Source organism: Geminicoccus harenae (assembly GCF_019800005.1).
GTDB classification, from domain to species: Bacteria; Pseudomonadota; Alphaproteobacteria; order Geminicoccales; family Geminicoccaceae; genus Geminicoccus; species Geminicoccus harenae.
On sequence record NZ_JABGCL010000018.1, the window covers coordinates 54,579 to 77,927 of the forward strand.

20 protein-coding genes and 2 tRNA genes are annotated in these 23,349 nt (G+C 66.9%); 2 read left to right on the forward strand and 20 right to left on the reverse strand.

The genetic code is table 11. The annotated features are described in order from the left end of the window. Positions 1-98 precede the first annotated feature (98 nt). The 16 genes from HLA95_RS17135 to HLA95_RS17210 form a co-directional block, all read right to left on the reverse strand. Positions 99-887, reverse strand: a complete 789-nt coding sequence (locus tag HLA95_RS17135) for a biotin--[acetyl-CoA-carboxylase] ligase (protein WP_222183967.1) — start codon at positions 885-887, stop codon at positions 99-101. After that, positions 871-2,322: an NADH-quinone oxidoreductase subunit NuoN gene (gene nuoN, locus HLA95_RS17140; RefSeq protein WP_191058032.1), complete on the reverse strand. Its 1,452-nt coding sequence runs from the start codon at positions 2,320-2,322 to the stop codon at positions 871-873. Before nuoN ends, HLA95_RS17135 begins: the two co-directional genes overlap by 17 nt. Positions 2,323-2,341: 19 nt before the next feature. Beyond that, a complete protein-coding gene (locus HLA95_RS17145; protein ID WP_191058033.1) occupies positions 2,342-3,844 on the reverse strand; it encodes an NADH-quinone oxidoreductase subunit M in 1,503 nt (500 codons plus the stop codon). An 8-nt stretch (positions 3,845-3,852) separates the two neighbouring features. Then, on the reverse strand, positions 3,853-5,775 hold the full coding sequence (gene nuoL, locus HLA95_RS17150; RefSeq protein WP_191058034.1) for an NADH-quinone oxidoreductase subunit L: 1,923 nt from the start codon (positions 5,773-5,775) through the stop codon (positions 3,853-3,855). 7 nt (positions 5,776-5,782) lie between these two features. Next, positions 5,783-6,091 carry an NADH-quinone oxidoreductase subunit NuoK gene (nuoK, locus tag HLA95_RS17155; RefSeq protein WP_159713111.1) on the reverse strand — a complete coding sequence of 103 codons (309 nt, stop codon included), beginning with the start codon at positions 6,089-6,091 and terminating at the stop codon, positions 5,783-5,785. Next, a complete protein-coding gene (locus HLA95_RS17160; protein ID WP_191058035.1) occupies positions 6,091-6,699 on the reverse strand; it encodes an NADH-quinone oxidoreductase subunit J in 609 nt (202 codons plus the stop codon). The genes nuoK and HLA95_RS17160 overlap by 1 nt, the downstream gene beginning before the upstream one ends. A 55-nt stretch (positions 6,700-6,754) precedes the next feature. After that, a complete protein-coding gene (gene nuoI / locus HLA95_RS17165; protein WP_191058036.1) occupies positions 6,755-7,243 on the reverse strand; it encodes an NADH-quinone oxidoreductase subunit NuoI in 489 nt (162 codons plus the stop codon). A gap of 109 nt (positions 7,244-7,352) precedes the next feature. Then, a complete protein-coding gene (nuoH, locus tag HLA95_RS17170) occupies positions 7,353-8,363 on the reverse strand; it encodes an NADH-quinone oxidoreductase subunit NuoH (protein ID WP_191058037.1) in 1,011 nt (336 codons plus the stop codon). Next, a complete protein-coding gene (gene nuoG / locus HLA95_RS17175) occupies positions 8,356-10,425 on the reverse strand; it encodes an NADH-quinone oxidoreductase subunit NuoG (protein WP_191058038.1) in 2,070 nt (689 codons plus the stop codon). Before nuoG ends, nuoH begins: the two co-directional genes overlap by 8 nt. 21 nt (positions 10,426-10,446) lie before the next feature. Continuing rightward, positions 10,447-11,730, reverse strand: coding sequence for an NADH-quinone oxidoreductase subunit NuoF (gene nuoF, locus HLA95_RS17180; protein ID WP_191058039.1), 1,284 nt, complete (start codon positions 11,728-11,730; stop codon positions 10,447-10,449). Continuing rightward, complete coding sequence (gene nuoE, locus HLA95_RS17185; protein WP_321574010.1) at positions 11,730-12,392, reverse strand: NADH-quinone oxidoreductase subunit NuoE; 663 nt, start codon at positions 12,390-12,392, stop codon at positions 11,730-11,732. Before nuoE ends, nuoF begins: the two co-directional genes overlap by 1 nt. Next, positions 12,389-13,552 (reverse strand): NADH-quinone oxidoreductase subunit D, encoded by a 1,164-nt coding sequence (locus tag HLA95_RS17190; protein ID WP_370467496.1) that lies wholly within the window; start codon positions 13,550-13,552, stop codon positions 12,389-12,391. The genes nuoE and HLA95_RS17190 overlap by 4 nt, the downstream gene beginning before the upstream one ends. 44 nt (positions 13,553-13,596) lie before the next feature. After that, positions 13,597-14,229, reverse strand: a complete 633-nt coding sequence (locus HLA95_RS17195) for an NADH-quinone oxidoreductase subunit C (protein WP_191058043.1) — start codon at positions 14,227-14,229, stop codon at positions 13,597-13,599. Further along, positions 14,229-14,792 (reverse strand): NuoB/complex I 20 kDa subunit family protein, encoded by a 564-nt coding sequence (locus tag HLA95_RS17200; protein ID WP_223861371.1) that lies wholly within the window; start codon positions 14,790-14,792, stop codon positions 14,229-14,231. Before HLA95_RS17200 ends, HLA95_RS17195 begins: the two co-directional genes overlap by 1 nt. Then, on the reverse strand, positions 14,783-15,148 hold the full coding sequence (locus HLA95_RS17205) for an NADH-quinone oxidoreductase subunit A (RefSeq protein WP_159713129.1): 366 nt from the start codon (positions 15,146-15,148) through the stop codon (positions 14,783-14,785). Before HLA95_RS17205 ends, HLA95_RS17200 begins: the two co-directional genes overlap by 10 nt. Before the next feature lie 187 nt (positions 15,149-15,335). Next, positions 15,336-15,412: transfer RNA gene (locus HLA95_RS17210), tRNA-Asp, on the reverse strand. A gap of 141 nt (positions 15,413-15,553) precedes the next feature. On the opposite strand from HLA95_RS17210, the gene HLA95_RS17215 reads away from it, so the two are divergent. After that, positions 15,554-15,628, forward strand: a tRNA-Val gene (locus tag HLA95_RS17215). Positions 15,629-15,773: 145 nt separating this feature from the next. Continuing rightward, the gene (locus HLA95_RS17220) at positions 15,774-16,835 is read left to right on the forward strand and encodes a class I SAM-dependent methyltransferase (protein WP_191058041.1); all 1,062 of its coding nucleotides are present in this window, start codon (positions 15,774-15,776) and stop codon (positions 16,833-16,835) included. 1,031 nt (positions 16,836-17,866) lie between these two features. On the opposite strand, the gene HLA95_RS17225 is transcribed toward HLA95_RS17220, so the two are convergent. From HLA95_RS17225 to clpP, 4 genes are all read right to left on the reverse strand, one after another. Continuing rightward, positions 17,867-18,253 (reverse strand): hypothetical protein, encoded by a 387-nt coding sequence (locus HLA95_RS17225; protein ID WP_191059030.1) that lies wholly within the window; start codon positions 18,251-18,253, stop codon positions 17,867-17,869. 218 nt (positions 18,254-18,471) lie between these two features. Further along, on the reverse strand, positions 18,472-20,871 hold the full coding sequence (lon, locus tag HLA95_RS17230) for an endopeptidase La (RefSeq protein ID WP_191059031.1): 2,400 nt from the start codon (positions 20,869-20,871) through the stop codon (positions 18,472-18,474). A gap of 286 nt (positions 20,872-21,157) precedes the next feature. Next, positions 21,158-22,417, reverse strand: coding sequence for an ATP-dependent Clp protease ATP-binding subunit ClpX (gene clpX, locus HLA95_RS17235; RefSeq protein WP_191059032.1), 1,260 nt, complete (start codon positions 22,415-22,417; stop codon positions 21,158-21,160). 178 nt (positions 22,418-22,595) lie between these two features. After that, positions 22,596-23,210 (reverse strand): ATP-dependent Clp endopeptidase proteolytic subunit ClpP, encoded by a 615-nt coding sequence (gene clpP, locus HLA95_RS17240; protein WP_191059033.1) that lies wholly within the window; start codon positions 23,208-23,210, stop codon positions 22,596-22,598. Between the last annotated feature and the right edge of the window lie 139 nt (positions 23,211-23,349).

A 23,349-nucleotide genomic window follows, 5' to 3' on the forward strand; every position in this document is an offset into this window, starting at 1 on the left:
CTGCCGGCCGGCTCACGGTTGCGCCGCCGCCGGGTGGCGGGGCGGCAGGGCCGGCGGCGATGGCACGAGGCATGGACGGCATTCACTCCTGCCGTCTTCTACGCGGTTGTGGCGGATCCTGCCAGGGCTTCGCCCGCGAACAGGACCTCGCCGGCGGTGATCCGCTGCAGCCGGCCGGTATCGACCAGGAGCGCACCCTCGCCGTCGATGCCGACATAGGTCCCGCTCAGCACCTCCCGCCCGGGCCGGATCAGGATGGGCGTGCCCGGCGGCAGGCCATAGGCACTCCAGGCACCGGTGATCGCCGCCATGCCATCCTGGCGCCAGGCAGCGTAGTTGCGGGCGAGGCGATCCAGCAGCAGCGCTTCCACGGCACCGGGCTCCGCTGCCGGCAGCAGCGTGGTCAGCGCAGCACTCGGCCGGTCCGGGAGAACCGGTGCCTCGGCGATGTTCACGCCCATGCCGATCGAGACCCATTCCACCTGCTGGCCGGACCCGGATTCGGACTCGAGCAGGATCCCGGCCAGCTTGGCGCCGTCCAGCAGCAGGTCGTTCGGCCATTTCAGGTGAAGGCGGCCCAGCGGGGCGCCGAGTGCCGCGCAGGCCTCGGCCAGCGACAGGCCGGCCACCAGTGCCAGCCCCGCCACCGCGATGGCCGGCCGCCCCGGACGCAGCAGCAGGGTCAAATAGAGATTGCCCGCAGGCGAGGTCCAGCCCCGGCCGTGGCGACCGCGGCCGGCGGTCTGGCGCCCGGCCACCACCACCAGCCCCTCCCCGGCCCCGGCCCTGGCGCGCTCACGCACCAGGTCCATGGTGCTGGGCAGCTCCGGATAGCGCTCGACCCGCCAGACCAGGCCGGTGCCCGGCTCCTCAGTGGAAGATGGCACTCGCCGCGATCCCGGCACTGGCGAACAGCGGGTTGATCGCCAGCACCGCCACGATCAGGAGGATGGCCGAGATGCCAGCTACCGCACCGATGGCCGGCCGGAGCGGCAGGTCGAACGGCTCGGCCGCCTGGTCGAACCAGACCAGCTTCACGATCCGCAGGTAATAGTAGCAGGCCACCACGCTGGAGAGCAGGCCGATCACCGCGAGCCAGGTCAGGTTCGCGTCGATCGCCGCCTTGAAGACGTAGAACTTGCCGAAGAAGCCGGCCGTCGGCGGGATGCCCGCCAGCGAGAACATCAGGATCGTCAGGATGAGTGCCAGGATCGGCTGGCGGCGCGACAGGCCGGCCAGCTCGTTGATGTCCTCGACATAGCTGCCCTGGCGGCGCATCGCCAGGATGCAGGCGAACGTGCCGAGCGTCATGACCATGTAGATCGCCATGAACACCAGCACGCCATCCACGCCGTCCCGCGTGCCCGCCGCCAGGCCCACCAGGGCGTAGCCGATGTTGGCGATGCCGGAATAGGCCATCAGCCGCTTGAAGTTGGTCTGCATGATCGCGGCGAAGGCACCCAGCAGCATCGACGCGATCGCGACGAACACGATGATCTGCTGCCACTGGCCGACCCAGGCGCCGAACGGGTCGATCAGGACGCGCAGGAGCAGGCCCATGGCAGCGAGCTTGGGTGCCGAGGCGATATAGGCGCCGACCGGCGTGGGTGCCCCCTCGTAGACGTCGGGCGTCCACATGTGGAACGGCACCACGCCCAGCTTGAAGCAGATGCCGGCGGCGATGAAGACCAGGCCCACCAGGGCGCCCGACGAGAGCGACGCGTTCTCGTCGCGGAGCAGGCTGCCGATCTGGTCGAACATCACCGTGCCGGTGAAGCCATAGACCAGCGAGATGCCGTAAAGCAGCAGGCCGGAGGCGAGCGAGCCCAGGATGAAGTATTTCAGGCCGGCCTCGGTCGAGCGCAGCGTGTCGCGATGGCCCGCCGCCAGCACGTAGACCGACAGGCTCTGCAGCTCCAGGCTCATGTAGAGGGCCAGGAAGCTGTTGGCCGAGACCATCATCCCCATGCCCAGCGCGCCGAACAGGGCCAGCAACGGGAACTCGAACCGCGCGATGCGCTCGTCTTCCAGGAAGTTCTGGGAGACCAGGATGGCGGCGGCCACGCCCACGTAGATCAGGACCTTGAGGAAGGCGGCGAACGCATCCATCCGGAAGTGGCCGCCGAACGTGTCGGCCGCCGTCTTGTCCGAGGCCAGGATGATCGCGGCTGCGATCACGAGCGACAGCGCGCTCAAGGGGCCGATCAGCCGGACGCCGTCCCCCTCGCGCAGGACGCCGATCACCAGGAAGAGCAGCCCGGCCAGCAGCAGGAGGAACTCCGGCAGGGCCGGCATCAGGTCGAGGAGCGGTGCTGGGGTCATCGTTCTGGTTCCTTGCCGCTCACTCGCCGGCGACGGCGGCAGTGTCCACCGTCTGGGTCTGCTGGATCAGGTGGGCCACGGCCGGCTCCATCGGCCGGGTGAAGAAGACCGGGTAGATGCCCAGCCACAGCGTCAGGAGCACGAGCGGTGCGAAGGCCACCATCTCGTTCCAGCGCAGGTCCTTGATCGACTTCAGGTCGTCCCGGGTGATGGTGCCGAAGATGACCCGCCGGTAGAGCCAGAGCATGTAGGCGGCACCCAGGATCATGCCGGTCGCGGCCAGGGCGGCCACCCAGCTGTTCACCTGGAACACGCCGACGATGACCATGACCTCGCCGACGAAGCCCGACGTGCCCGGCAGGCCCACCGAGGCCATGCTGAAGAACAGGAAGATCACGGCATAGATCGGCATCCGGTCGGCCAGGCCGCCATAGCGCGCGATCTCGCGGCTGTGGATCCGGTCATAGACCACGCCCACCACCATGAAGAGGGCCGCCGAGACGACGCCGTGCGAGAGCATCTGCACCACGCTGCCCTGGATGCCCAGCGCGTTGGGGGTGAAGCAGCCGATCGTCACCAGGCCCATATGGGCCACCGACGAATAGGCGATCAGCTTCTTCATGTCCTGCTGCACCAGCGCCACCAGCGAGGTGTAGACCACGGCGATGGCCGACAGCGTGAACACGAAGGGCGCGAAATAGGCCGAGGCCTCGGGCAGCATCGGCACCGAGAAGCGCAAAAAGCCGTAGCCGCCGAGCTTGAGCAGCACGCCCGCCAGCAGCACCGAGCCGCCGGTCGGCGCCTCGACATGGGCGTCCGGCAGCCAGGTATGGAACGGCCACATCGGCACCTTGACCGCGAACGCCGCGAACATGGCGATCCACAGCCAGTACTGCATCGAGAGGGGGATCTCGGCATTCTGCAGGACGGCCAGGTCGGTGGTGCCGGTTTCCAGGAAGATCGCCAGGATCGCGATCAGGAACAGGACCGAGCCCGCCAGCGTGTAGAGAAAGAACTTGAACGAGGCATAGATCCGGCGCGGGCCGCCCCAGATGCCGATGATCAAATACATCGGGATCAGGATCGCCTCGAAGAACACGTAGAACAGCACCATGTCGAGCGCGCAGAACACGCCGATCATCAGGCTGTCCATGACCAGGAAGGCGACCATGTACTCCTTGACCCGGTGCTCGACCGAGTACCAGGAGCCGACCACCACCAGCACGGTCAGCAGGGCGGAGAGCGGGATGAACCACAAGGAGATCCCGTCGATCCCCATATGGTACTCGACGCCCAGGCCCGGCAGCCACTGGGCGCGCTCGACGAACTGGAAGCCCGGCTGGGCCGGGTCGAAGCCCGCCACCAGGAACAGGGAGAGGAGGAAGGTGACGCCCGAGGTCCACAAGGCGACGCTGCGGGCGTTGCGGATCACCACCTCGCCGTCACCGCGGATCACCAGGATGATCGCTGCCCCCAGGAGCGGGAGGAACGTCACCAGCGAGAGGAGTGGCCAGTCGCTCATGAGATCCCTCAGCGCACGAAGAACAGGTACCAGGTGACCAGCGCGGCGACGCCGATCAGCATGGCAAAGGCATAGTGGTAGACATAGCCGGTCTGCAGCCGGGCCGTCTGGCGGGCGAGCCGGCCGGTGGCAGCCGCCACCCCGTCCGGCCCGAACCCGTCGATGACCAGCCCGTCGCCGCCCCGCCAGAACACGGAGCCGACTGCCTTGGCCGGCTGGACGAAGATCCGGTCATAGAGCTCGTCGAAATACCACTTGTTCAGCAGGAACAGGTAGACCGGGCGAAGGGCGGCAGCGATCCGGCCGGGCACGCTCGGCACCAGGAGGTAGAGCACGAGGGACAGGCCGAACCCGGCCACGCCGACGATCAGCGGGGCGAACCTCACCAGCGTCGGGACGTGGTGCAGCTCCTCCAGGATGTTGGGCTCCCCGCGCATGAAGATCGCACCGCTCCACCAGGCGGCGTCGGGCGCGATCATGCCCTGGGCCAGCCAGCCGGCGAACAGCGCGCCACCGGCCAGGCAGAACAGCGGGACCAGCATGACCATCGGGCTCTCGTGGACATGCTCCATCGTGTGATGGTCGGCCCGGGGCGTGCCGTGGAAGGTCAGCCAGAGCAGCCGGCCCGAATAGAAGGCGGTCAGGAAGGCGGCACCGATGCCCAGCCAGAAGGCGTAGCGGGCGAACGGCGCGTGCGAGGCCCAGGCCGCCTCCAGGATCGCGTCCTTGGAGTAGTAGCCGGCGAAGAACGGGATGCCCATCAGCGCCAGCGAGCCGATCCACATCATCGCGTAGGTGATCGGGATCTTGTTCCAGATCCCGCCCATCTTCCGCATGTCCTGCTCGTGGTGCATCGCATGGATCACCGAGCCCGCACCCAGGAACAGCAGCGCCTTGAAGAAGGCGTGGGTGAACAGGTGGAAGACACCGGCACTGTAGGCCGACACGCCGCAGGCGAAGAACATGTAGCCGAGCTGCGAGCAGGTCGAATACGCGATCACCCGCTTGATGTCGTTCTGCACCATGCCGATCGTGGCGGCGAAGAACGCGGTGGAAGCGCCGATGAAGGCGACCATCGCCAGGGCGGTGGGCGCGTACTCGTAGAGCGGGCTGAACCGCGCCACCAGGAACACGCCGGCGGTCACCATGGTCGCGGCATGGATCAGCGCCGAGACCGGAGTCGGGCCCTCCATGGCGTCCGGCAGCCAGGTATGGAGGCCGAGCTGCGCCGACTTGCCCATCGCACCGATGAACAGCAGCACGCCGATGATGGTGAGCGTGTTGAACTCGTAGCCGAACACCACGATCGTGCTGTCGGCAAAGCTCGCGGCGTTGGCGAAGATCACGTCGTACTGGACGCTGTCGAACACCAGGTAGCAGGCGGCGATACCCAGGATGAGGCCGAAGTCACCCACCCGGTTGACGATGAACGCTTTCATCGCCGCGGCACAGGCCGAGGCGCGGTCGTACCAGAAGCCGATCAGCAGGTAGGAGGCGACACCCACCCCTTCCCAGCCGAAGAAGAGCTGGATGAGGTTGTCGCTGGTCACCAGCATCAGCATGGCGAAGGTGAACAGCGACAGATACGACATGAAGCGCGGGATCGACGCGTCCTCAGCCATGTAGCCGACCGAGTAGACGTGGATCAGGAAGCTGATGAAGCTCACCACCAGCATCATGCTGGCGGACAGCCCGTCGATCCGGAGCGCCCACTGGGTGTCGAACGAGCCGACCACGATCCAGTCGAACAGGACGACCTTGAACGGCTCGCCATAGATGTTGAGGAAGAAGCTCGCGATCGCGCAGGCGGCGGACAGCGCCATGAACCCGCAGGTCACCACCTGCGAGGCGCGGTCGCCGATCATGCGGCCGAACAGGCCGGCGATCAGGGCGCCGACGAGCGGCGCGAACACCAGGATCGTGTAGAGCATCGCCCGCTCAGCCCCGCATCAGGTTGATGTCCTCGACCTCGATACTGCCGCGGTTGCGGAAGTACACGACGACGATCGCCAGCCCGATCGCGGCCTCGGCGGCGGCGACGGTCAGGACGAACATCGTGAACACCTGCCCGACCAGGTCGTTCAGGTGGGCCGAGAACGCGACGAAGTTGATGTTGACCGAAAGCAGGATCAGCTCGATCGACATCAGGATGATGATGACGTTCTTCCGGTTCAGGAAGATGCCGAACACGCCCAGCGTGAACAGGATCGCGGCCAGCGTCAGGAAATGAGAAAGAGGAATCGCCATCACACGCCCGCCCCGGTGTCGACCTTGCGCAACTCGACCGTGTCCTGCGGCCGGCGATGGACCTGCTCGGCGATGTCCTGGCGCCGCAGCGTGCCGCGCGGGCGCAGGGTCAGCATGATGGCACCGATGATCGCCACCAGCAGGATCACCCCGGCTGTCTGGAACAGGTAGACATAGTCGGTATAGATCACCCGCCCCAGCGCTTCCGTGTTGGTGATGGACGGATCGCTCGGGATCGGCGCCGCGGTCTCGAACCCGCCGGCGAACGCCCAGCCGCCGGTGACCAGGATCAGCTCGGCCAGCAGGATCACGCCCACCAGCGCACCGATCGGCCAGTAGAGCCGGGCCCCCTCGCGCAACCGCCGGAAGTTCACGTCGAGCATCATGACGACGAACAGGAACAGGACCGCCACCGCGCCCACGTAGACGACCACCAGGATCATCGCCAGGAACTCGGCGCCCAGCAGGAGGAACAGGCCCGCCGAGTTGAAGAAGGCCAGGATCAGGAACAGCACGGAATGGACCGGATTGCGTGAGGCGATCACCATCACGGCGCACCCGACCGTCACGGCCGACAGCAGGTAGAACAGAGCCAGTTCGATCGTCATCGTTCACCAACCACGAGGCCAGGGCCGGCCGGTCTATGTCGTTCGGGCATCATGCTCAGCGATACGGAGCATCGGCGGCGAGATTGGCCGCGATCTCGCGCTCCCAGCGATCGCCGTTCGCGAGCAGCCTCGCCTTGTTGTAGAACAGCTCTTCCCGCGTCTCCGTGGCGAACTCGAAGTTCGGCCCGAGCACGATCGCATCCACCGGGCAGGCCTCCTCGCAGAAGCCGCAATAGATGCACTTGGTCATGTCGATGTCGTAGCGGGTGGTCCGGCGGCTGCCATCCGCGCGCGGCTCCGATTCGATCACGATGCACTGGGCCGGGCAGACCGCCTCGCAGAGCTTGCAGGCGATGCAACGCTCTTCCCCGTTGGGATAGCGGCGCAGCACATGCTCTCCCCGGAAGCGCGGGCTGAGCGGCCCCTTCTCGTAGGGATAGTTGATCGTCACCTTCTTCTTGAACATGTAGCGCAGGGTCAGCGCGAAGCCCTGGACCAGTTCCTGCCAGAGGAAGGTGCGTGCCGCCCGGTCGAGTGCGGTCATTTCCTGTCGATCCCCACATCCCATATCGGCGCCGGCGCCCCGCAGTGTCTTGGGACTTTTCCGGCGCCGCATCCAATCGGCAACAAGGTCGTCGCTTGAAGCGACCGTCTCAATTCGGCAGCAGGTCGAACGCCACCAGGAAGCCCGAGGTCAGCACCACCCAGACCAGCGACAGGGGCAGGAACACCTTCCAGCCCAGCCGCATGAGCTGGTCGTAGCGGTAGCGCGGCAGCGTCGCACGGGCCCAGATGAACACGAACAGCACCAGGCAGATCTTGAGGATGAACCAGATCGGCCCCGGCACCCAGTTCAGGGGTGCGATGTCGAAGGGCGGCAGCCACCCCCCAAGGAACAGGATCGAGGCGATGGCGCTCATCAGGATCATGTTCGCGTACTCGCCGAGGAAGAACAGCGCGAACGCCATCGACGAGTATTCGACGTTGTAGCCCGTGACCAGGGTCGCCTCGTCCTCGGGCAGGTCGAACGGATGCCGGTTCGTTTCCGCCAGGATCGAGGCGAGGAACAGCATGAACATCGGGAAGTGCGGGATGAAGTACCACAGGCCCCGCTGTGCCTCGACGATCGTGCTGAGGTTGAGCGATCCGGCACAGATCAGCACGCTCACGATGATCAGGCCGATCGAGATCTCGTAGGAGATCATCTGCGCCGAGCTGCGCAGCGCTCCCAGGAAGGCGTAGCGCGAATTGGACGCCCAGCCCGCCATGATGATGCCGTAGACACCCAGCGAGCTCACCGCCAGCAGGTAGAGCACGCCCACATTGATGTCGGAGATCACCAGCCCGGCACCCATCGGGATCACCGCCCAGCCGATCATGGCCAGCGTGAAGGTGATCATCGGTGCCAGGATGAACACGACCTTGTTGGAGGTCGCGGGGATCACCGTTTCCTTGAGGAACAGCTTGGCCCCGTCGGCCAGCGGCTGGAGCAGGCCGAACGGGCCCACCGTCATCGGCCCCTGGCGGAGCTGCATGGCGCCGATCACCTTGCGCTCGGCATAGGTGAGATAGGCCACGGCCAGGAGCAGCGGCACCACGATCAGCAGGATCTGGCCGACGATGATCAGGATGCTCAGGACGGCATCCAGAAGGGGCTCACCCATGGGTCCCGGTCGCCTTGATCGAGTGCTCCGCCAGGCGGAGCTTGGTGCATTCGGCCATCACCCCGGACGCCCGGGCGATCGCGTTGGTCTGGTAGTACTCGGTGATCGGCGACACGAACGGTGCCCGGTCGAACCCGAGATCGCCCGGCCCTGCCGCCCGCTCCCAGGCCGCCGGCACGATCACATCCGGCGTCGCTAGGAACGGGGCCAGCTCGGCCAGCCGTGCCCGCACCGCACCCAGCGTGTCCAGCTTCACGGTCACACCCAGCACATCGGACAGTGCCCGCAGGATCTTCCAGTCCTCGCGCGCCTCGCCGGGCGGCATGACCGCGAGCTTGGCCCGCTGCGGCCGGCCCTCGGTGTTCACATAGGTACCGTGCTTCTCGGTCCAGGCGGCCCCCGGCAGGATCACGTCGGCACGCGGGGCCGAGCGGTCGCCATGGTGGCCCTGGTAGATCACGTGGACGTCCGGGCTCAGCCCGGACAGGTCCAGCTCGTCCGCACCGATCAGGAACAGGACATCGACGCCGCCGGCCAGCATGCCGGCCACGTCCAGCCCGCCGCCCTGCCCCGGCACCAGGCCCAGGTCCAGGCCGGCCACCCGCGAGGCCGCGTGATGGAGGACGTTGAAGCCGTTCCAGCCCTCGCTGATCGCACCGAACTCGTCGGCCACCCGCATCGCCAGGTCCAGCACCGCCAGCCCGTCCGCCCGTGCGGTGGCGCCGCTGCCCAGGATCACCATCGGGTTCTGGGCGGCGCGCAGCTCCTTGGCGAAGCCGATCCCGCCGGCCAGCAGGTCGGACAGGGTCTGCACGCCGGCACCCAGGTCCTGGACCTCGTAGGTCAGGTCGATCCCGGCCGCACCGATCCGCCCCACCGGCATCGGGATCTGCCGGCTGCGCTTGCGGATCCGGGCGTTCAGCACCGCCGCCTCGTGGCGCGGGTTGGTGCCGACCAGCAGGAACGCGTCGGCCCGCTCGATCCCCTCGATCGTGCTGTTGAACAGCCAGGAGGCGCGGGGTCCGTAGCCGAGCCTGCTGCCGTCCTGGCGGCAGTCGACGTTCGGCGTGCCGATCCTGGCCGCCAGCTCCCTGACCAGCACCATGGTCTCGGCATCGACCAGGTCGCCGATCACGAAGCCGATCCGCTCCGGTGCCGTACCCTTCAGCCGCGCTGCCGCGGCGTCCAGGGCGATGCGCCAGTCGGCCGGCTGGAGCTGGCCGTCCCGGCGGACCATCGGCCGGTCGAGGCGGCGCTTCTTCAGCCCGTCATAAAGGAAGCGGCCTTTGTCGGAGAGCCACTCCTCGTTGATCCCCTCGTGCAGCCGCGGGACGATCCGCATCACCTCGTTGCCGCGGGCATCCACTCGGATGTTGGAGCCGACCGCGTCCGAGACGTCGATCGACTCAGTCTTCCGCAGCTCCCAGGTACGCGCCTTGTACTCGTAGGGCTTGGAGTTCAGCGCGCCCACCGGGCAGAGGTCGATGATGTTGCCCTGCAGCTCGGAGGTGAGCGACGCCTCGATCCAGTTGGTGATCTCCATGTGCTCGCCGCGCTGGACGGCACCGAGTTCCTCCACGCCCGCCACCTCGTCGAGGAAGCGGATGCAGCGCGTGCAGTGGATGCAGCGCGTCATGTGGGTCGAGACCAGCGGGCCCAGATACTTGTCGACCACCGGGCGCTTGTTCTCGGTGTAGCGCGACTGGTCCGGCCCGTAGAACAGGGTGATGTCCTGCAGGTCGCACTCGCCGCCCTGGTCGCAGATCGGGCAGTCCAGCGGGTGGTTGATCAGGAGGAACTCGAGCACGCCGCGGCGCGCCTTGTGCACCAGCGGCGTGTCGGTCTTGATCACCATGCCGTCGGCGGCCGGCATGGCGCAGGACGCCACGGGCTTGGGCGACTTCTCCATCTCGACCAGGCACATCCGGCAGCTGCCGGCGATGTTGAGCCGCGGATGGAAGCAGAAAATCGGGATCTCGCGGCCCGCGGCCTCGCAGGCCTGCAGGACGGTCGACCCGACCGGCACCTCGACTTCGACCCCGTCGACGGTCAGCTTCGGCATACTAACGTTCCGATCCCGTCCTCAAGCCGCCAGCCGCCGGGCTTCGCCCTGCTCGCGGATCCTTCGTTCCAGTTCCGGCCTGAAATGCCGGATCAGGCCCTGCACCGGCCAGGCGGCGGCGTCGCCCAGCGCGCAGATGGTGTGGCCCTCGATCTGCTTGGTCACGTCCTGCAGGAGGTCGATGTCTTCCAGGCGGCACTCGCCCTTCACCATCCGCTCCATCATGCGCCACAGCCAGCCGGTCCCTTCCCGGCACGGCGTGCACTGCCCGCAGGATTCGTGCATGTAGAACTTGGACAGCCGGGCGATCGCCTTCACGACGTCGGTCGACTTGTCCATCACGATCACGCCGGCCGTGCCCAGGCCCGAAGTGACCGCGCGCAGCGAATCGAAATCCATCAAGACGTCGTCGCAGATGGATTTGGGCAGGAGCGGCACCGAGGAGCCGCCCGGGATCACCGCCAGCAGGTTGTTCCAGCCGCCGCGCACGCCGCCGCAATGCTTCTCCAGAAGCTCCTTCAGCGGAATGCCCAGCTGCTCCTCGACCGTGCACGGCCGGTTCACATGGCCGGAAATGCAGAAGATCTTGGTGCCGGTGTTGTTCGGCCGGCCGATCCCGGCGAACCATTCCGGGCCGCGGCGCAGGATGGTGGGCGTGACCGCGATCGATTCGACATTGTTGATCGTGGTCGGCCGGCCGTAGAGGCCGACCATGGCCGGGAACGGCGGCTTCAGGCGCGGCTGGCCTTTGGTGCCCTCCAGCGCCTGCAGGAGTGCCGTCTCCTCGCCGCAGATATAGGCCCCTGCCCCGCGATGGACGTAGAGGTCGAAGGACATGCCCGAGCCGCAGCAGTCCTTGCCCAGGTAGCCCGCCTCATAGGCCTCGGCCACCGCCCGCTCGAGCGCCTGGCCCTCGCGCACGAACTCGCCGCGGATGAAGATGTAGCCGGCCGTGCAGCCCATGCCGGCGGCTGCGACCACGCAGCCTTCCACCAGCTTGTGCGGCTCGTGGCGCAGGATCTCGCGGTCCTTGCAGGTGCCGGGCTCCGATTCGTCGGCGTTCACCACCAGATAAGTGGGCCCCTCCGACTGCTTGGGCATGAAGGACCACTTCATGCCGGTCGGGAAGCCGGCACCGCCGCGGCCGCGCAGGCCGGACTTCTTGATCCCGTCGACGATCGCCTCGCGGCCGAGCAGGATCAGGTCCTTGGTGTTGCTCCAGTCGCCGCGGGCGCGGGCACCATCGATCCAGGGCGACTGCTCGCCATAGAGATTGGTGAAGATGCGATCCTGGTCACGCAGCATCAGGCACCCGCCTCGTCATTGGCCGGCCGGGACTCGGGAGCAGTCTCGAACAGCGTGGTCTTGCCGCCCACCGGCATGGAAGCCTGGCGGCCGGTCTGCGAGCCGGGCTTGGGCGTCTCGCCACGCTTGAGCGCCGCCAGCACCGCCCGGGCCTTCTCGTAGTCCAGATCCTCGTAGAAATCCTGGTCCACCCAGAGCACCGGCGCGTTGGCGCAAGCGCCCAGGCACTCGAACTCGCGCAGGAAGAAGCGGCCATCGGGCGAGCTCTCGCCGATGTCGCATTCCAGCTCGTCCTTGGCCGCGCGGACGATGTCGTCCGAGCCGCACAGCCAGCAGGGCGTGGTCGTGCACACCCGGACCTGGATCGGACCCACCGGGCGGGTATTGTACATGTCGTAGAAGGTGGCGACCTCGTAGACCCGGATCTTCGCCACGTTCAGGAGTTCGGCGACATGGTCCATGGCCGCCTGGGGCAGCCAGCCACCATGCTGTTCCTGGGCCAGCAGCAGGAGCGGCAGCATGGCGCTCTGCTGGCGCTCGGCCGGATAGCGCGCCAGGATCCGGGCGACCTCTTCCTGGTTCTCGGGCGAGAACGCGAAGGTCTCGACGTCCGGGGCCATGGCGCCATAGGGACGGGTCGCGATGTGCACGGCGCTGCTCACCGGTCGATCTCTCCGAACACGATGTCCATGGCGGCGATGATCGCCACCACGTCGGCCAGCATGTGTCCCTTGCCCAGGGCGTCGAGCGCCTGCAGATGCGCATAGCCCGGCGAGCGGATCTTGCACTTGTATGGCCGGTTGGTGCCGTCGCCCACCAGGTAGACGCCGAACTCGCCCTTGGAGCTTTCCACCGCGGCGTAGACCTCGCCGTTGGGAACGTGGACGCCCTCGGTGTAGAGCTTGAAGTGGTGGATGAGCGATTCCATCGACCGCTTCATCTCGGCGCGCGGCGGCGGGGTGACCTTGCGGTCGTCCGGCCGGATCGGGCCTTCCGGCATCTCGCGCAGGCACTGCTTCATGATCTTGAGCGACTCGCGTACCTCCAGCATGCGGACGAGGTAGCGGTCGTAGCAGTCGCCGTTCTTGCCGACCGGAATGTCGAAATCCATCCGGTCATAGCAGTCATAGGGCTGCGCCTTGCGCAGGTCCCAGGGCACGCCCGCGGCCCGGATCATCGGCCCGGAAAAGCCCCAGTCCAGGCACTGCTCGACCGTGAACTTGCCGATGTCCACGGTGCGCTGCTTGAAGATCCGGTTCTCGGTCAGCAGATTGTCCATGTCGTTGAAGACATGAACGAAGGAGTCGCACCAGGCATCGATCCGCTCGGCCAGACCGGCCGGCAGGTCCCGGTTGACGCCGCCGAAGCGGAAATAGTTCGCGTGCATGCGCGAACCCGACACCTCCTCGTAGAAGCCCATCAGCTTCTCGCGCTCCTCGAAACCCCAGAGGAGCGGGGTCATGGCGCCGACGTCCAGCGCCATCGTCGTCAGGTTGAGGAGGTGGTTCATGATCCGGGTCAGCTCGGCGAACATGACCCGGATATACTGCGCCCGGATCGGCACCTCGATCCCGAGCAGCTTCTCGACCGCGAGCACGTAGCCGTGCTCCTGCATCATCATCGAGCAGTAGTCGAGCCGGTCGAAATAGGGGATGCTCTGCAGATAGGGGCGGTTCTCGATGAACTTCTCGGTACCGCGATGCAAGAGGCCGATATGGGGGTCGGCCCGCTCCACCACCTCGCCGTTCATCTCGAGGACAAGGCGCAAGACACCATGGGCCGCAGGATGCTGCGGGCCGAAGTTCATGGTGAAGTTGCGCATCTGGATCTCGGGCATCGCCCCAGGTCACTCCGTTCGGCGACAGGTCAGTTGGATGCCTTCTCGTCGCCCGGGAGCAGGCCGCTGCCTTCCCACGGGCTGAGGAAGTCGAAGCTGCGGAAGTCCTGGCGCAGCTTCACCGGCTCGTAGACCACGCGCTGCTGCTCGGGGTCGTAGCGCATCTCGACATAGCCGGTCAGCGGGAAGTCCTTGCGCAGCGGATGGCCGTCGAAGCCATAGTCGGTGAGCAGGCGCCGCAGGTCGGGATGGTCGGAGAACATGACCCCGTACATGTCCCAGGTCTCGCGCTCGAACCAGTTGGCGGTCGAGAACACCGAAACCACGGACGGCACCGGTGTGAACTCGTCGGTCGCCACCACCACCCGGATCCGCCGGTTATGCTTCATCGAGAGCAGGTGGTAGACCACGGTGAAGCGCTGCTCGTTCTCCGGCCGGTCGACCGCGGTGACGTCGAGCAGGACCTTGAACAGGCAGCCCGGGTCGTCGCGCAAGACGGTCAGCACGTCGACGATTCGCTGGCCCGGCACCTCGATGGTCAGCTCGTCATAGGCGATCCGCGCATCGAGCAGGCGGTCGCCCAGAAGCTCGGCGCAGTGCGCCTGCAAGGGCGCCAGCACATGGGCGGGTTCGGGCGTTGCTTCACTCACGTTCGCATCCATCAACGGTCGATGGTGCCGCGCCGACGGATCTTCCGCTGGAGCTGCATGATGCCGTAGAGCAGTGCTTCCGCGGTCGGAGGGCAGCCGGGAACATAGATGTCCACCGGCACGATCCGGTCGCAGCCGCGTACCACCGAATAAGAATAATGATAATAGCCGCCGCCGTTGGCACAGCTGCCCATCGAGATGACGTAGCGCGGCTCGGCCATCTGGTCGTACACCTTGCGGAACGCCGGCGCCATCTTGTTGCACAGCGTACCGGCGACGATCATCACGTCCGACTGGCGCGGGCTCGGCCGGAACACGATGCCGAACCGGTCCAGGTCGTAGCGTGCGGCCGCCGTGTGCATCATCTCGACCGCGCAGCAGGCGAGACCAAAGGTCATCGGCCACATCGAGCCGGACCTGGCCCAGTTCACGAGGTCGGTCAGCTTGGTGACGATGAAGCCCTCGTCCTTGAGGCCGGCATCGACCCGGGCGAACAGGTCGGTGGGCGCCGGCAGCGTGGCGGGCGTGGCCGGCACGGCGCTGCCGGTCTGGTCGCGCACCGTGGTCAGTCCCATTCCAGAGCCCCTTTCTTCCACTCGTAGAGGAAGCCGATCGTCAGAACGAACAGGAAGAACATCATCGACCAGAAGCCGAACACTCCGATGGTTCCGAGCGAGATCGCCCAGGGGAACAGGAAGGCCACTTCCAGGTCGAAGATGATGAACAGGATCGCGACCAGGTAGTACCGGACGTCGAACCGGCCGCGCGCGTCCTCGAACGGCTCGAAGCCGCACTCGTAGGGGGACAGCTTCTCGCTGTCCGGGCGCTGGCGGGCCGTCAGCATCGAGGCCACGATCATCACGAGGGACAGGCCTGCGGCGATGGCAATGAAGATCAGGATCGGCAGGTATTCCGCCAGATAGCCTTGCATGCGCTCCACTCGTCCTTGGCCGCGGAACTTCGCACCGCGGCGCGGCCGGAACATAGTCACGGGTTGGTGCTACGCCAAGCACACAAGCGCGGTTCCCACCCCGAAGGCTGCCATGCATGCAATGCAGCACCGCCGCCGGCTGGCGCGGTGCTTTGACGGAGCGGTACTTCAGGAGTGGGGTACGGGATGGCGAGGATGACGGGACTTGAACCCGCGACCTCCGGCGTGACAGGCCGGCACTCTAACCAACTGAGCTACATCCCCGTGCCGTGGCCGGGTGATTAGTGCCCCTCTCGACGGGTGTCAACGCCCTCGAGCGAGGATCCGGAGATTTCCGAGGCTGGCGGCGAACGCGGCCATCGATCGCTTGAATCCCTGGCTCAGCCCGCCTAGAGCCTGCCGCATGCGGGTGTAGCTCAGTGGTAGAGCGCGACGCTTACACCGTCGATGTCGGGGGTTCGAAACCCTCCGCCCGCACCATCCCCTCCCGAGGGCGGCATGCGCCGGCCAGGGCTCCGTCCGCGGATGGAGCCGGACCGGCTGACGGCAGCGCACGGGCGCGGCATGATCGGTACATACTGGACGTCGCGCTGCGCGACGGATCGACATGAATTGGAGCGCCCGCATGCTCTCTCGGTTGCGTCGTCTGCTCGCCCCGGTGAAGCAGGCAGTGGCCCCCGCCGCCCCTGCGGCACCGAAGGTGCCCGCGAGCAAGCCCGACCTGCCGCCCAACCCCGAGAACCGCGACGACCTGGCCCGCCGGTTCCTGGTCGAGGACCGCCGGGCCGGCGACGTGCCGCTGCTGGAGCGCCGCTGGTACTATTCGATCGAGCATGCGCCCGGCGAATGGACCGCCGGCATGAACTACTCGCCCACGGCCATGACCAGGAAGGCGCTCTCCGCGGTGGACGTGGCGGGGCGGTCCTGCGTCGACATCGGCTCGATGGACGGGCTGATCCCGGTGCTGCTGGCGAGACGCGGTGCGGGCCGGGTAGTCAGCTACGACCGGCTGGATTTCGGCCAGAAGATGGCCTTCCTCCAGGAAAAGCTGGGCGTCGCGTTCGAGTACCATGCCGGCCTGTCGCTCAAGCAGTTCCGCGACCAGCACCTGGCCACCACGCCTCTGGACGTCGTGGTGTTCTCCGGCGTGCTCTACCACATGTTCGACCCGCTGGGCGGCCTGCTGACCGCGCGGAGCATGGTGCGCGACGGCGGCATCCTGATCATCGAGACCGGTGCCACCGTATCCGAAGAGAACGCCGCCTTCTTCAACGGTGCCGCGCGCTTCTATGACGGCGACAATTTCTGGCTGCCGTCCCTGGTCAACCTCGACTACCTCCTGCGCTTCGCCCGGCTGGCGCCGCTGGAAGTGTTCTACCTCAAGCAGACCGCGCGCACCGACAAGAACGTCCCGATCTGCCGGGTCTGCGTCGCCTGCCGCGCGGTCGGCAAGCCGCCGGCCGCCCCCGACGACAACTGGATCCACCTCCCCCAGCATGTCGACTTCGCCGAGCTGATCGACTGGAAGGTCACCGCCGGCGCCGCCGGCCCCGAGGTGCCCTACACCCCGACCCGCCCCGACCTGCCACTGGGCCCGGCCGGCACGGTCGACCTGCTGGCCTCCGTCCGCCGCTTCCCTGAGGGCCCCCGCCAGCCCACCAAGCTGGCGCTCTCCGACATGTGGTGAAGCCGGCGCCGGCCGGACGGCAGGGCGCCCCGCCTCTGCCCCGGCCGGTGCCGCGCCCTGTTGCGCCCCGGATCGCCCCGGCTGGGCGCTCGACCATCCGGCGCATGACGGCCACCGCATCCCGCCGACGCACCGGCGTCTCATGCCGGTTCTGCGCTTCCCGGTCGTAGAAGGAGGTGGCATCCGGCCGACCGGAACCGCGACCTCGTCCAGGCCGGTCCGGAAGAACTCCCTGCGCGGGTTGGCGCCATCGACCCGCTGGACCCGGCAGGCGGCATGCAAGGCAGCTTCCGGCGCGGCTGCGTCGTCGCCGCAGGTGATGGCGTGGGTATCGAGCAGGAACGACACGCCGCGACCGCCCGGCTCGCCCGCGCGATCCTCCGGACCCTGAGGACGGCGAGCCCGCTTCTCACCACCTCGCCCTCCGCAGGAGCCAGCATTCGAGCCCGATGTGGTCATGGCCGCCGTCATCTCGGCCATAACCTGCACCCATTTGCTCGCCGCGCACGTTGCCGCCAGATCCGCCACCGGCCGGGATCCCACACCTCAAGCCCCGCCTCGTCGGCCGGCTGGCTGCCACCGCCTCGTGCAGCATCACTTCGCCACTGGCCTCCCGCCTCTTCGAGACGTCGCTCACGCCGCAACCGGATTTCCTCGCACGCCAGCCGGGGCCCTTTCCCTCCGCTCGTCCCACTCAGGCTTCTGCCCTCGCGCTGATCACGGGCACGGAGCAGCTCATCCAGCCCATGTTGCAGAATTTCGGGCACGACCCTGATCGGCAAGGACGCGTTCACCTTGTCCCCCAGGTCGCCCCGTTCCGGATCCGCTTCTCCATGACGTGGACGCTGTCCCAGCGGGCATGGACTGCGGGTCGCCCATTCATTGTCGAAGGCGCGCGAGGTCAGGCCGACCTGCCGGCCAGCCATGGTGGCGCTCCCGGCGACTGCGCCGGACCAGCCGCTGCCTGGCGTCGATGACCGTCTGCCTGCCCTGCACTATCAACGCTTCCCGCCCGCCCATCGTAGGGATCGTCACTTGGCGGGCAGCGCAGGTGCGGACATCGAGACGCGGGGCGTTGCCACTAGGCACAGCCAGCGCGGGCTTCTCGTCATGATGGCCAGCTCCGGCGTCAGCCTGTGCACCAACCATTGCACGTTCTCGCCTATCGTTGCTGCGTGCCGCCTCGCCGCTGGCGAGAAAAGACACCGTTCCTCCTCTGCCTGGCGCAGATGGTCCGGTGCGGCGCGGACCAGGACATCCTGCGCCGCCGCCAACGCCTCGGCCGCTACTTGGCGTCCGTCGCGCCGACGAGCCTCCAGGTGAGCGGCTGACGCCGGCGAAACGCCACGACGCAGAGACCCGCAACCACGAAGAAGGCCCACGATGAGCAACAGGAACCATTGGAACGCCTGGCTCATGGGCAACCATCCATTCATAGGACGATGGCGATTCACCGTCCAGCCAGACGACATTAGCCGACAGGTATGAATGTTCCGTTAATGGCCCTCATATCGGCCGCGCGACGCGGCAGGATGCGCCCTCGGGTCCGGGCGCCGCATCTCCTGGCCGCAGATGCAAAAAGCCCCCCGTGGCGATGCCACGAGGGGCCTTGCGGATCAAAGCAGTATCGCGCCGCTCAGTTTGGCCGCGCGCCCGTGCCGGACTTCTCGGCGACTGCGGCGATCGCCTCGGGCGACGGGACCTGGGGCAGCGGCTCGGGCAGGCGGGTGAGCGCCCGGGCCAGCACCTGATCCACGGTGGAGACCGGCACGATCTCCAGCTTCTCCTTCACGTTGGCCGGGATGTCGGCCAGGTCCTTCTCGTTGTCCTTCGGGATCAGCACGGTCTTGAGACCGCCGCGCAGGGCGGCCAGCAGCTTCTCCTTCAGGCCGCCGATCGGCAGGACCCGGCCGCGCAGCGTGACCTCGCCGGTCATCGCGACCGCGGCATGGACCGGGATCTTGGTCAGCACCGACACGATCGAGGTGACCATGGCGATGCCGGCCGAAGGCCCGTCCTTCGGGGTGGCGCCCTCCGGCACGTGGATGTGGATGTCGATCTTCTCGAACTGCTCGGGCTCGATGCCCAGCGCCTCGGAGCGGTGGCGCACGTAGGAGCGCGCCGCCTGGATCGATTCCTGCATCACGTCGCCGAGCTTGCCGGTGATGGTCATCTTGCCCTTGCCGGGCACGGTGACCGCCTCGATCGTCAGCAGCTCGCCGCCGACCTCGGTCCAGGCCAGGCCCGTGGTGGCGCCGACCTGGTCCTCGAGCTCCGCCTCGCCATAGCGGAACTTCTTCACCCCGGCATACTTCTCGATGTTCTCCGCGGTGATCCGGACCGACTTCACCCCTTCGAGCACGATCTCCTTGGCCGACTTGCGCGCCAGGTTCGCGATCTCGCGCTCCAGGCTGCGCACACCCGCCTCGCGGGTGTAGTAGCGGACCAGTGCGATCACCGCGTCGTCATCGACCTGCCACTCGTCCTTCTTGAGGCCGTTGGCCTGGGCCTGCTTGCCGATCAGGTGCCGCTTGGCGATCTCCAGCTTCTCGTCCTCGGTGTAGCCGGGGATGCGGATGATCTCCATGCGGTCCAGGAGCGGCTGGGGCATCCGGAGCGTGTTCGCCGTGCACACGAACATCACGTCGGACAGGTCGTAGTCGACCTCCAGGTAATGGTCGTTGAAGCTGACGTTCTGCTCGGGATCCAGCACCTCCAGGAGGGCCGCCGACGGGTCGCCGCGGAAGTCGGCGCCCATCTTGTCGATCTCGTCCAGCATGAAGAGCGGGTTGCTGGTCTTGGCCTTCTTCATGTTCTGGATGAGCTTGCCCGGCATCGACCCGATATAGGTCCGCCGGTGCCCGCGGATCTCCGCCTCGTCCCGCACGCCGCCAAGCGAGAAGCGCACGAAGTTGCGCCCCGTGGCCTTGGCCAGCGACTGGCCGAGCGAGGTCTTGCCCACGCCCGGAGGGCCCACCAGGCAGAGGATGGGGCCGCGCATCTTGTCGACCCGGTGCTGGACCGCGAGATACTCGACGATCCGCTCCTTGACCTTCTCCAGGCCGTAATGGTCGGCGTCCAGGATCTCCTGCGCGCGCCTGAGGTCCTTGTTGACCTTGGAGCGCTTCTTCCACGGGATGGACAGCATCCAGTCGAGATAGTTGCGCACCACGGTCGCCTCGGCCGACATCGGGCTCATGGTCCTGAGCTTCTTCAGCTCGGCCATCGCCTTGTCGTGGGCTTCCTTGGACAGCTTGGTCTTCTTGATGCGCTCTTCCAGCTCGGAAGCCTCGTCGCGGCCGTCTTCCAGCTCGCCGAGTTCCTTCTGGATCGCCTTCATCTGCTCGTTGAGATAGTACTCGCGCTGGGTCTTCTCCATCTGACGCTTCACGCGCGAGCGGATCCGCTTCTCCACCTGGAGAACCGAGATCTCACCTTCCATGAAGCCGTAGAGCTTCTCCAGCCGCTCGGCCAGCGAGCGGGTCTCGAGCAGTTCCTGCTTGTCCGAGATCTTCAGCGCCAGATGCGCCGCGATCGTGTCGGCGAGCTTAGCCGGGTCCTCGGTCTGGCTCAGCGAGACCATGACCTCGGGCGGGACCTTCTTGTTGAGCTTCACATACTGCTCGAACTGGCCCACCACGGCACGCGCCACCGCCTCGAGCTCGCGGGGCTCCGAGGCGTCGTCATCGAGCGTCTCGGCACGGACCAGGAAGAAATCGGGGTTGTCCTCGAACCCGGTGACCTCCGCGCGCGCCACGCCCTCGACCAGCACCTTCACGGTACCATCGGGCAGCTTGAGCAGCTGCAGCACGGAGCTCACCGTGCCAACGCGGTAGATGTCGTTCTTGCCGGGGTCGTCCTGACTGGCGTTCTTCTGGGCGACGAGCAGGATCTGCTTGTCGTCCTTCATCACCTCCTCGAGCGCCTTGATCGACTTCTCGCGCCCAACGAAGAGCGGCACGATCATGTGCGGGAAGACGACGATGTCGCGCAACGGCAGCACGGGATAAAGATTGCCTAGCGCTTGCTCGCTCATGGTACCTCGTCTCGGGGGCGGCCAGGCCGCCCCATGCGATCTCGACCAGACACGTGGCTATAGCAGAGATTGGTTTCAAGAATGTCAAACGGCGAGGCGGGGCGTCGCCGTGCATTGGGAAAGATGGTCCGGCGACAGTGTCGTAGCACCGCGGCGCTCGGCCGCGGCGCGGCGGCACCCCAGGACCAGGTGCTGCGGCACCGTCGTGACACCACGAGCAAACGCCGCGGCGGGGTCACCCACGCCGCGGCGTTCATGTCATTTTGGTCTCAGAAAGTGGCCTGCCTCAGGAGGCAGCCGCGTCCTGCCGCTGCTCGACATGGACGGTGAGCGGCTTGGCCCGCCCGTCCGCGACCTCGCGGTTGATCACCACCTCGCTCACCCCGCTCATCGACGGCAGGTCGAACATGGTGTCGAGCAGGATCTGCTCCATGATCGAACGCAGGCCGCGCGCGCCGGTCTTGCGCTGGATCGCCCGGTTGGCGATCGCCTTCAGCGAGTCCTCCTGGAAGGTGAGCTTGACCCCCTCCATGTCGAACAGCTTCTGGTACTGCTTGACCAGGGCGTTCTTCGGCTCCTTCAGGATCTGGACCAGCGCGGCCTCGTCGAGGTCGTGCAGGGTCGCGATCACCGGCAGGCGGCCGATGAACTCCGGGATCAGGCCGAACTTCAGGAGGTCGTCCGGCTCCGCCTCGGCGAGCAGATCGCCGGTGCGGCGCTCGTCGGGCCCCCGCACCTCGGCGCCGAAGCCCATCGAGCGCGGCTTGCCGCGCGCCGACACGATCTTGTCCAGCCCGGCGAAGGCACCGCCGCAGATGAACAGGATGTTGGTCGTGTCCACCTGCAGGAATTCCTGCTGGGGATGCTTGCGCCCGCCCTGCGGCGGCACGCTCGCGACGGTGCCCTCGATGATCTTGAGCAGCGCCTGCTGCACGCCCTCGCCCGATACATCGCGGGTGATCGACGGGTTCTCGGACTTGCGGCTGATCTTGTCGACCTCGTCGATATAGACGATGCCGCGCTGCGCCCGCTCGACATTGTAGTCGGCCGCCTGAAGCAGCTTCAGGATGATGTTCTCGACGTCCTCGCCGACATAGCCGGCCTCGGTCAGCGTGGTCGCGTCCGCCATGGTGAACGGCACGTCCAGCGTGCGCGCGAGCGTCTGAGCCAGCAGCGTCTTGCCGCAGCCCGTGGGCCCGATCAGCAGGATGTTGGACTTGGCCAGCTCGACGTCGCTGCCCTTGGAGCCGTGCGCCAGCCGCTTGTAGTGGTTGTGCACCGCGACCGAGAGGACCTTCTTCGCCTGGCTCTGGCCGATGACATAGTCATCCAGGATGGAGCAGATCTCGGCCGGGGTCGGCACGCCGGCACGGCTCTTGGCCACCGCCGACTTGTTCTCCTCCCGAATGATGTCCATGCACAGCTCGACGCATTCGTCGCAGATGAACACGGTCGGGCCGGCGATTAACTTGCGGACCTCATGCTGGCTCTTGCCGCAGAACGAGCAATAGAGGGTGTTCTTGGACTCACCGCCAGCTTTGCTCATAGATCAGGCGACTCGGTAGCTGTCATGGATGGATGGTACGCGTCGGTGCCGGATGGTTCAACCATCCATAGAGGCAACGTCCGGGACCCGCCGGTCGTTCCCCGCGCAGGACCTGCGCCAGGAACAACCGACGGCCGGCAAACGCGTACCGCTCGGCAACGGTACTGTGGCACGCGTATCACGCGGCTTTCACGTCCCGCTTCTCGTACACTTCGTCGATCAGGCCGAACTCCTTGGCCTGCACCGCGCTCATGAAGGTGTCGCGCTCCATGCGCGCCTCCACCTCGGGCAGGGTGCGGCCGGTGTGGCGCACGTAGATCTCGTTCAGGCGCTGGCGGATGCTGATGATCTCGCGCGCATGGATCTCGATGTCGGTGGCCTGGCCCTGGAACCCGCCCGAGGGCTGGTGGGTCATCACCCGGGCGTGCGGCAAAGCGTAGCGCTTGCCCGGCGCCCCGGCGCAGAGCAGCAGCGAGCCCATGCTCGCGGCCTGGCCGATGCAGATCGTCGACACGTCGGGCTTGATGTACTGCATGGTGTCGTAGATCGCGAGACCCGCGGTCACCACGCCGCCCGGCGAATTGATGTAGATAGCGATGTCCTTCTCCGGGTTCTCCGCCTCCAGGAACAGGAGCTGGGCCGTCACCACGCTGGCGAGGCCGTCGTCCACGGGGCCCATCAGGAAGATGATCCGCTCCTTGAGCATCCGGGAATAGATGTCGTACGCGCGCTCGCCACGGCTGGTCTGCTCGACCACCATCGGCACCAGCTGCGCCATCGGCCCCTGCATCATCCGTCCCTCGTCCTTCGCGCCGGCAACGCACGTCCTTGCGCGGTCACGGCCATATGTAGCGTATCCGTCGCGAAGTTGAAGCCGTCCGGTACCGCCACGCGAGCGGAAACTTCCGGTTCCACGATTCGCCCCCGAAAAC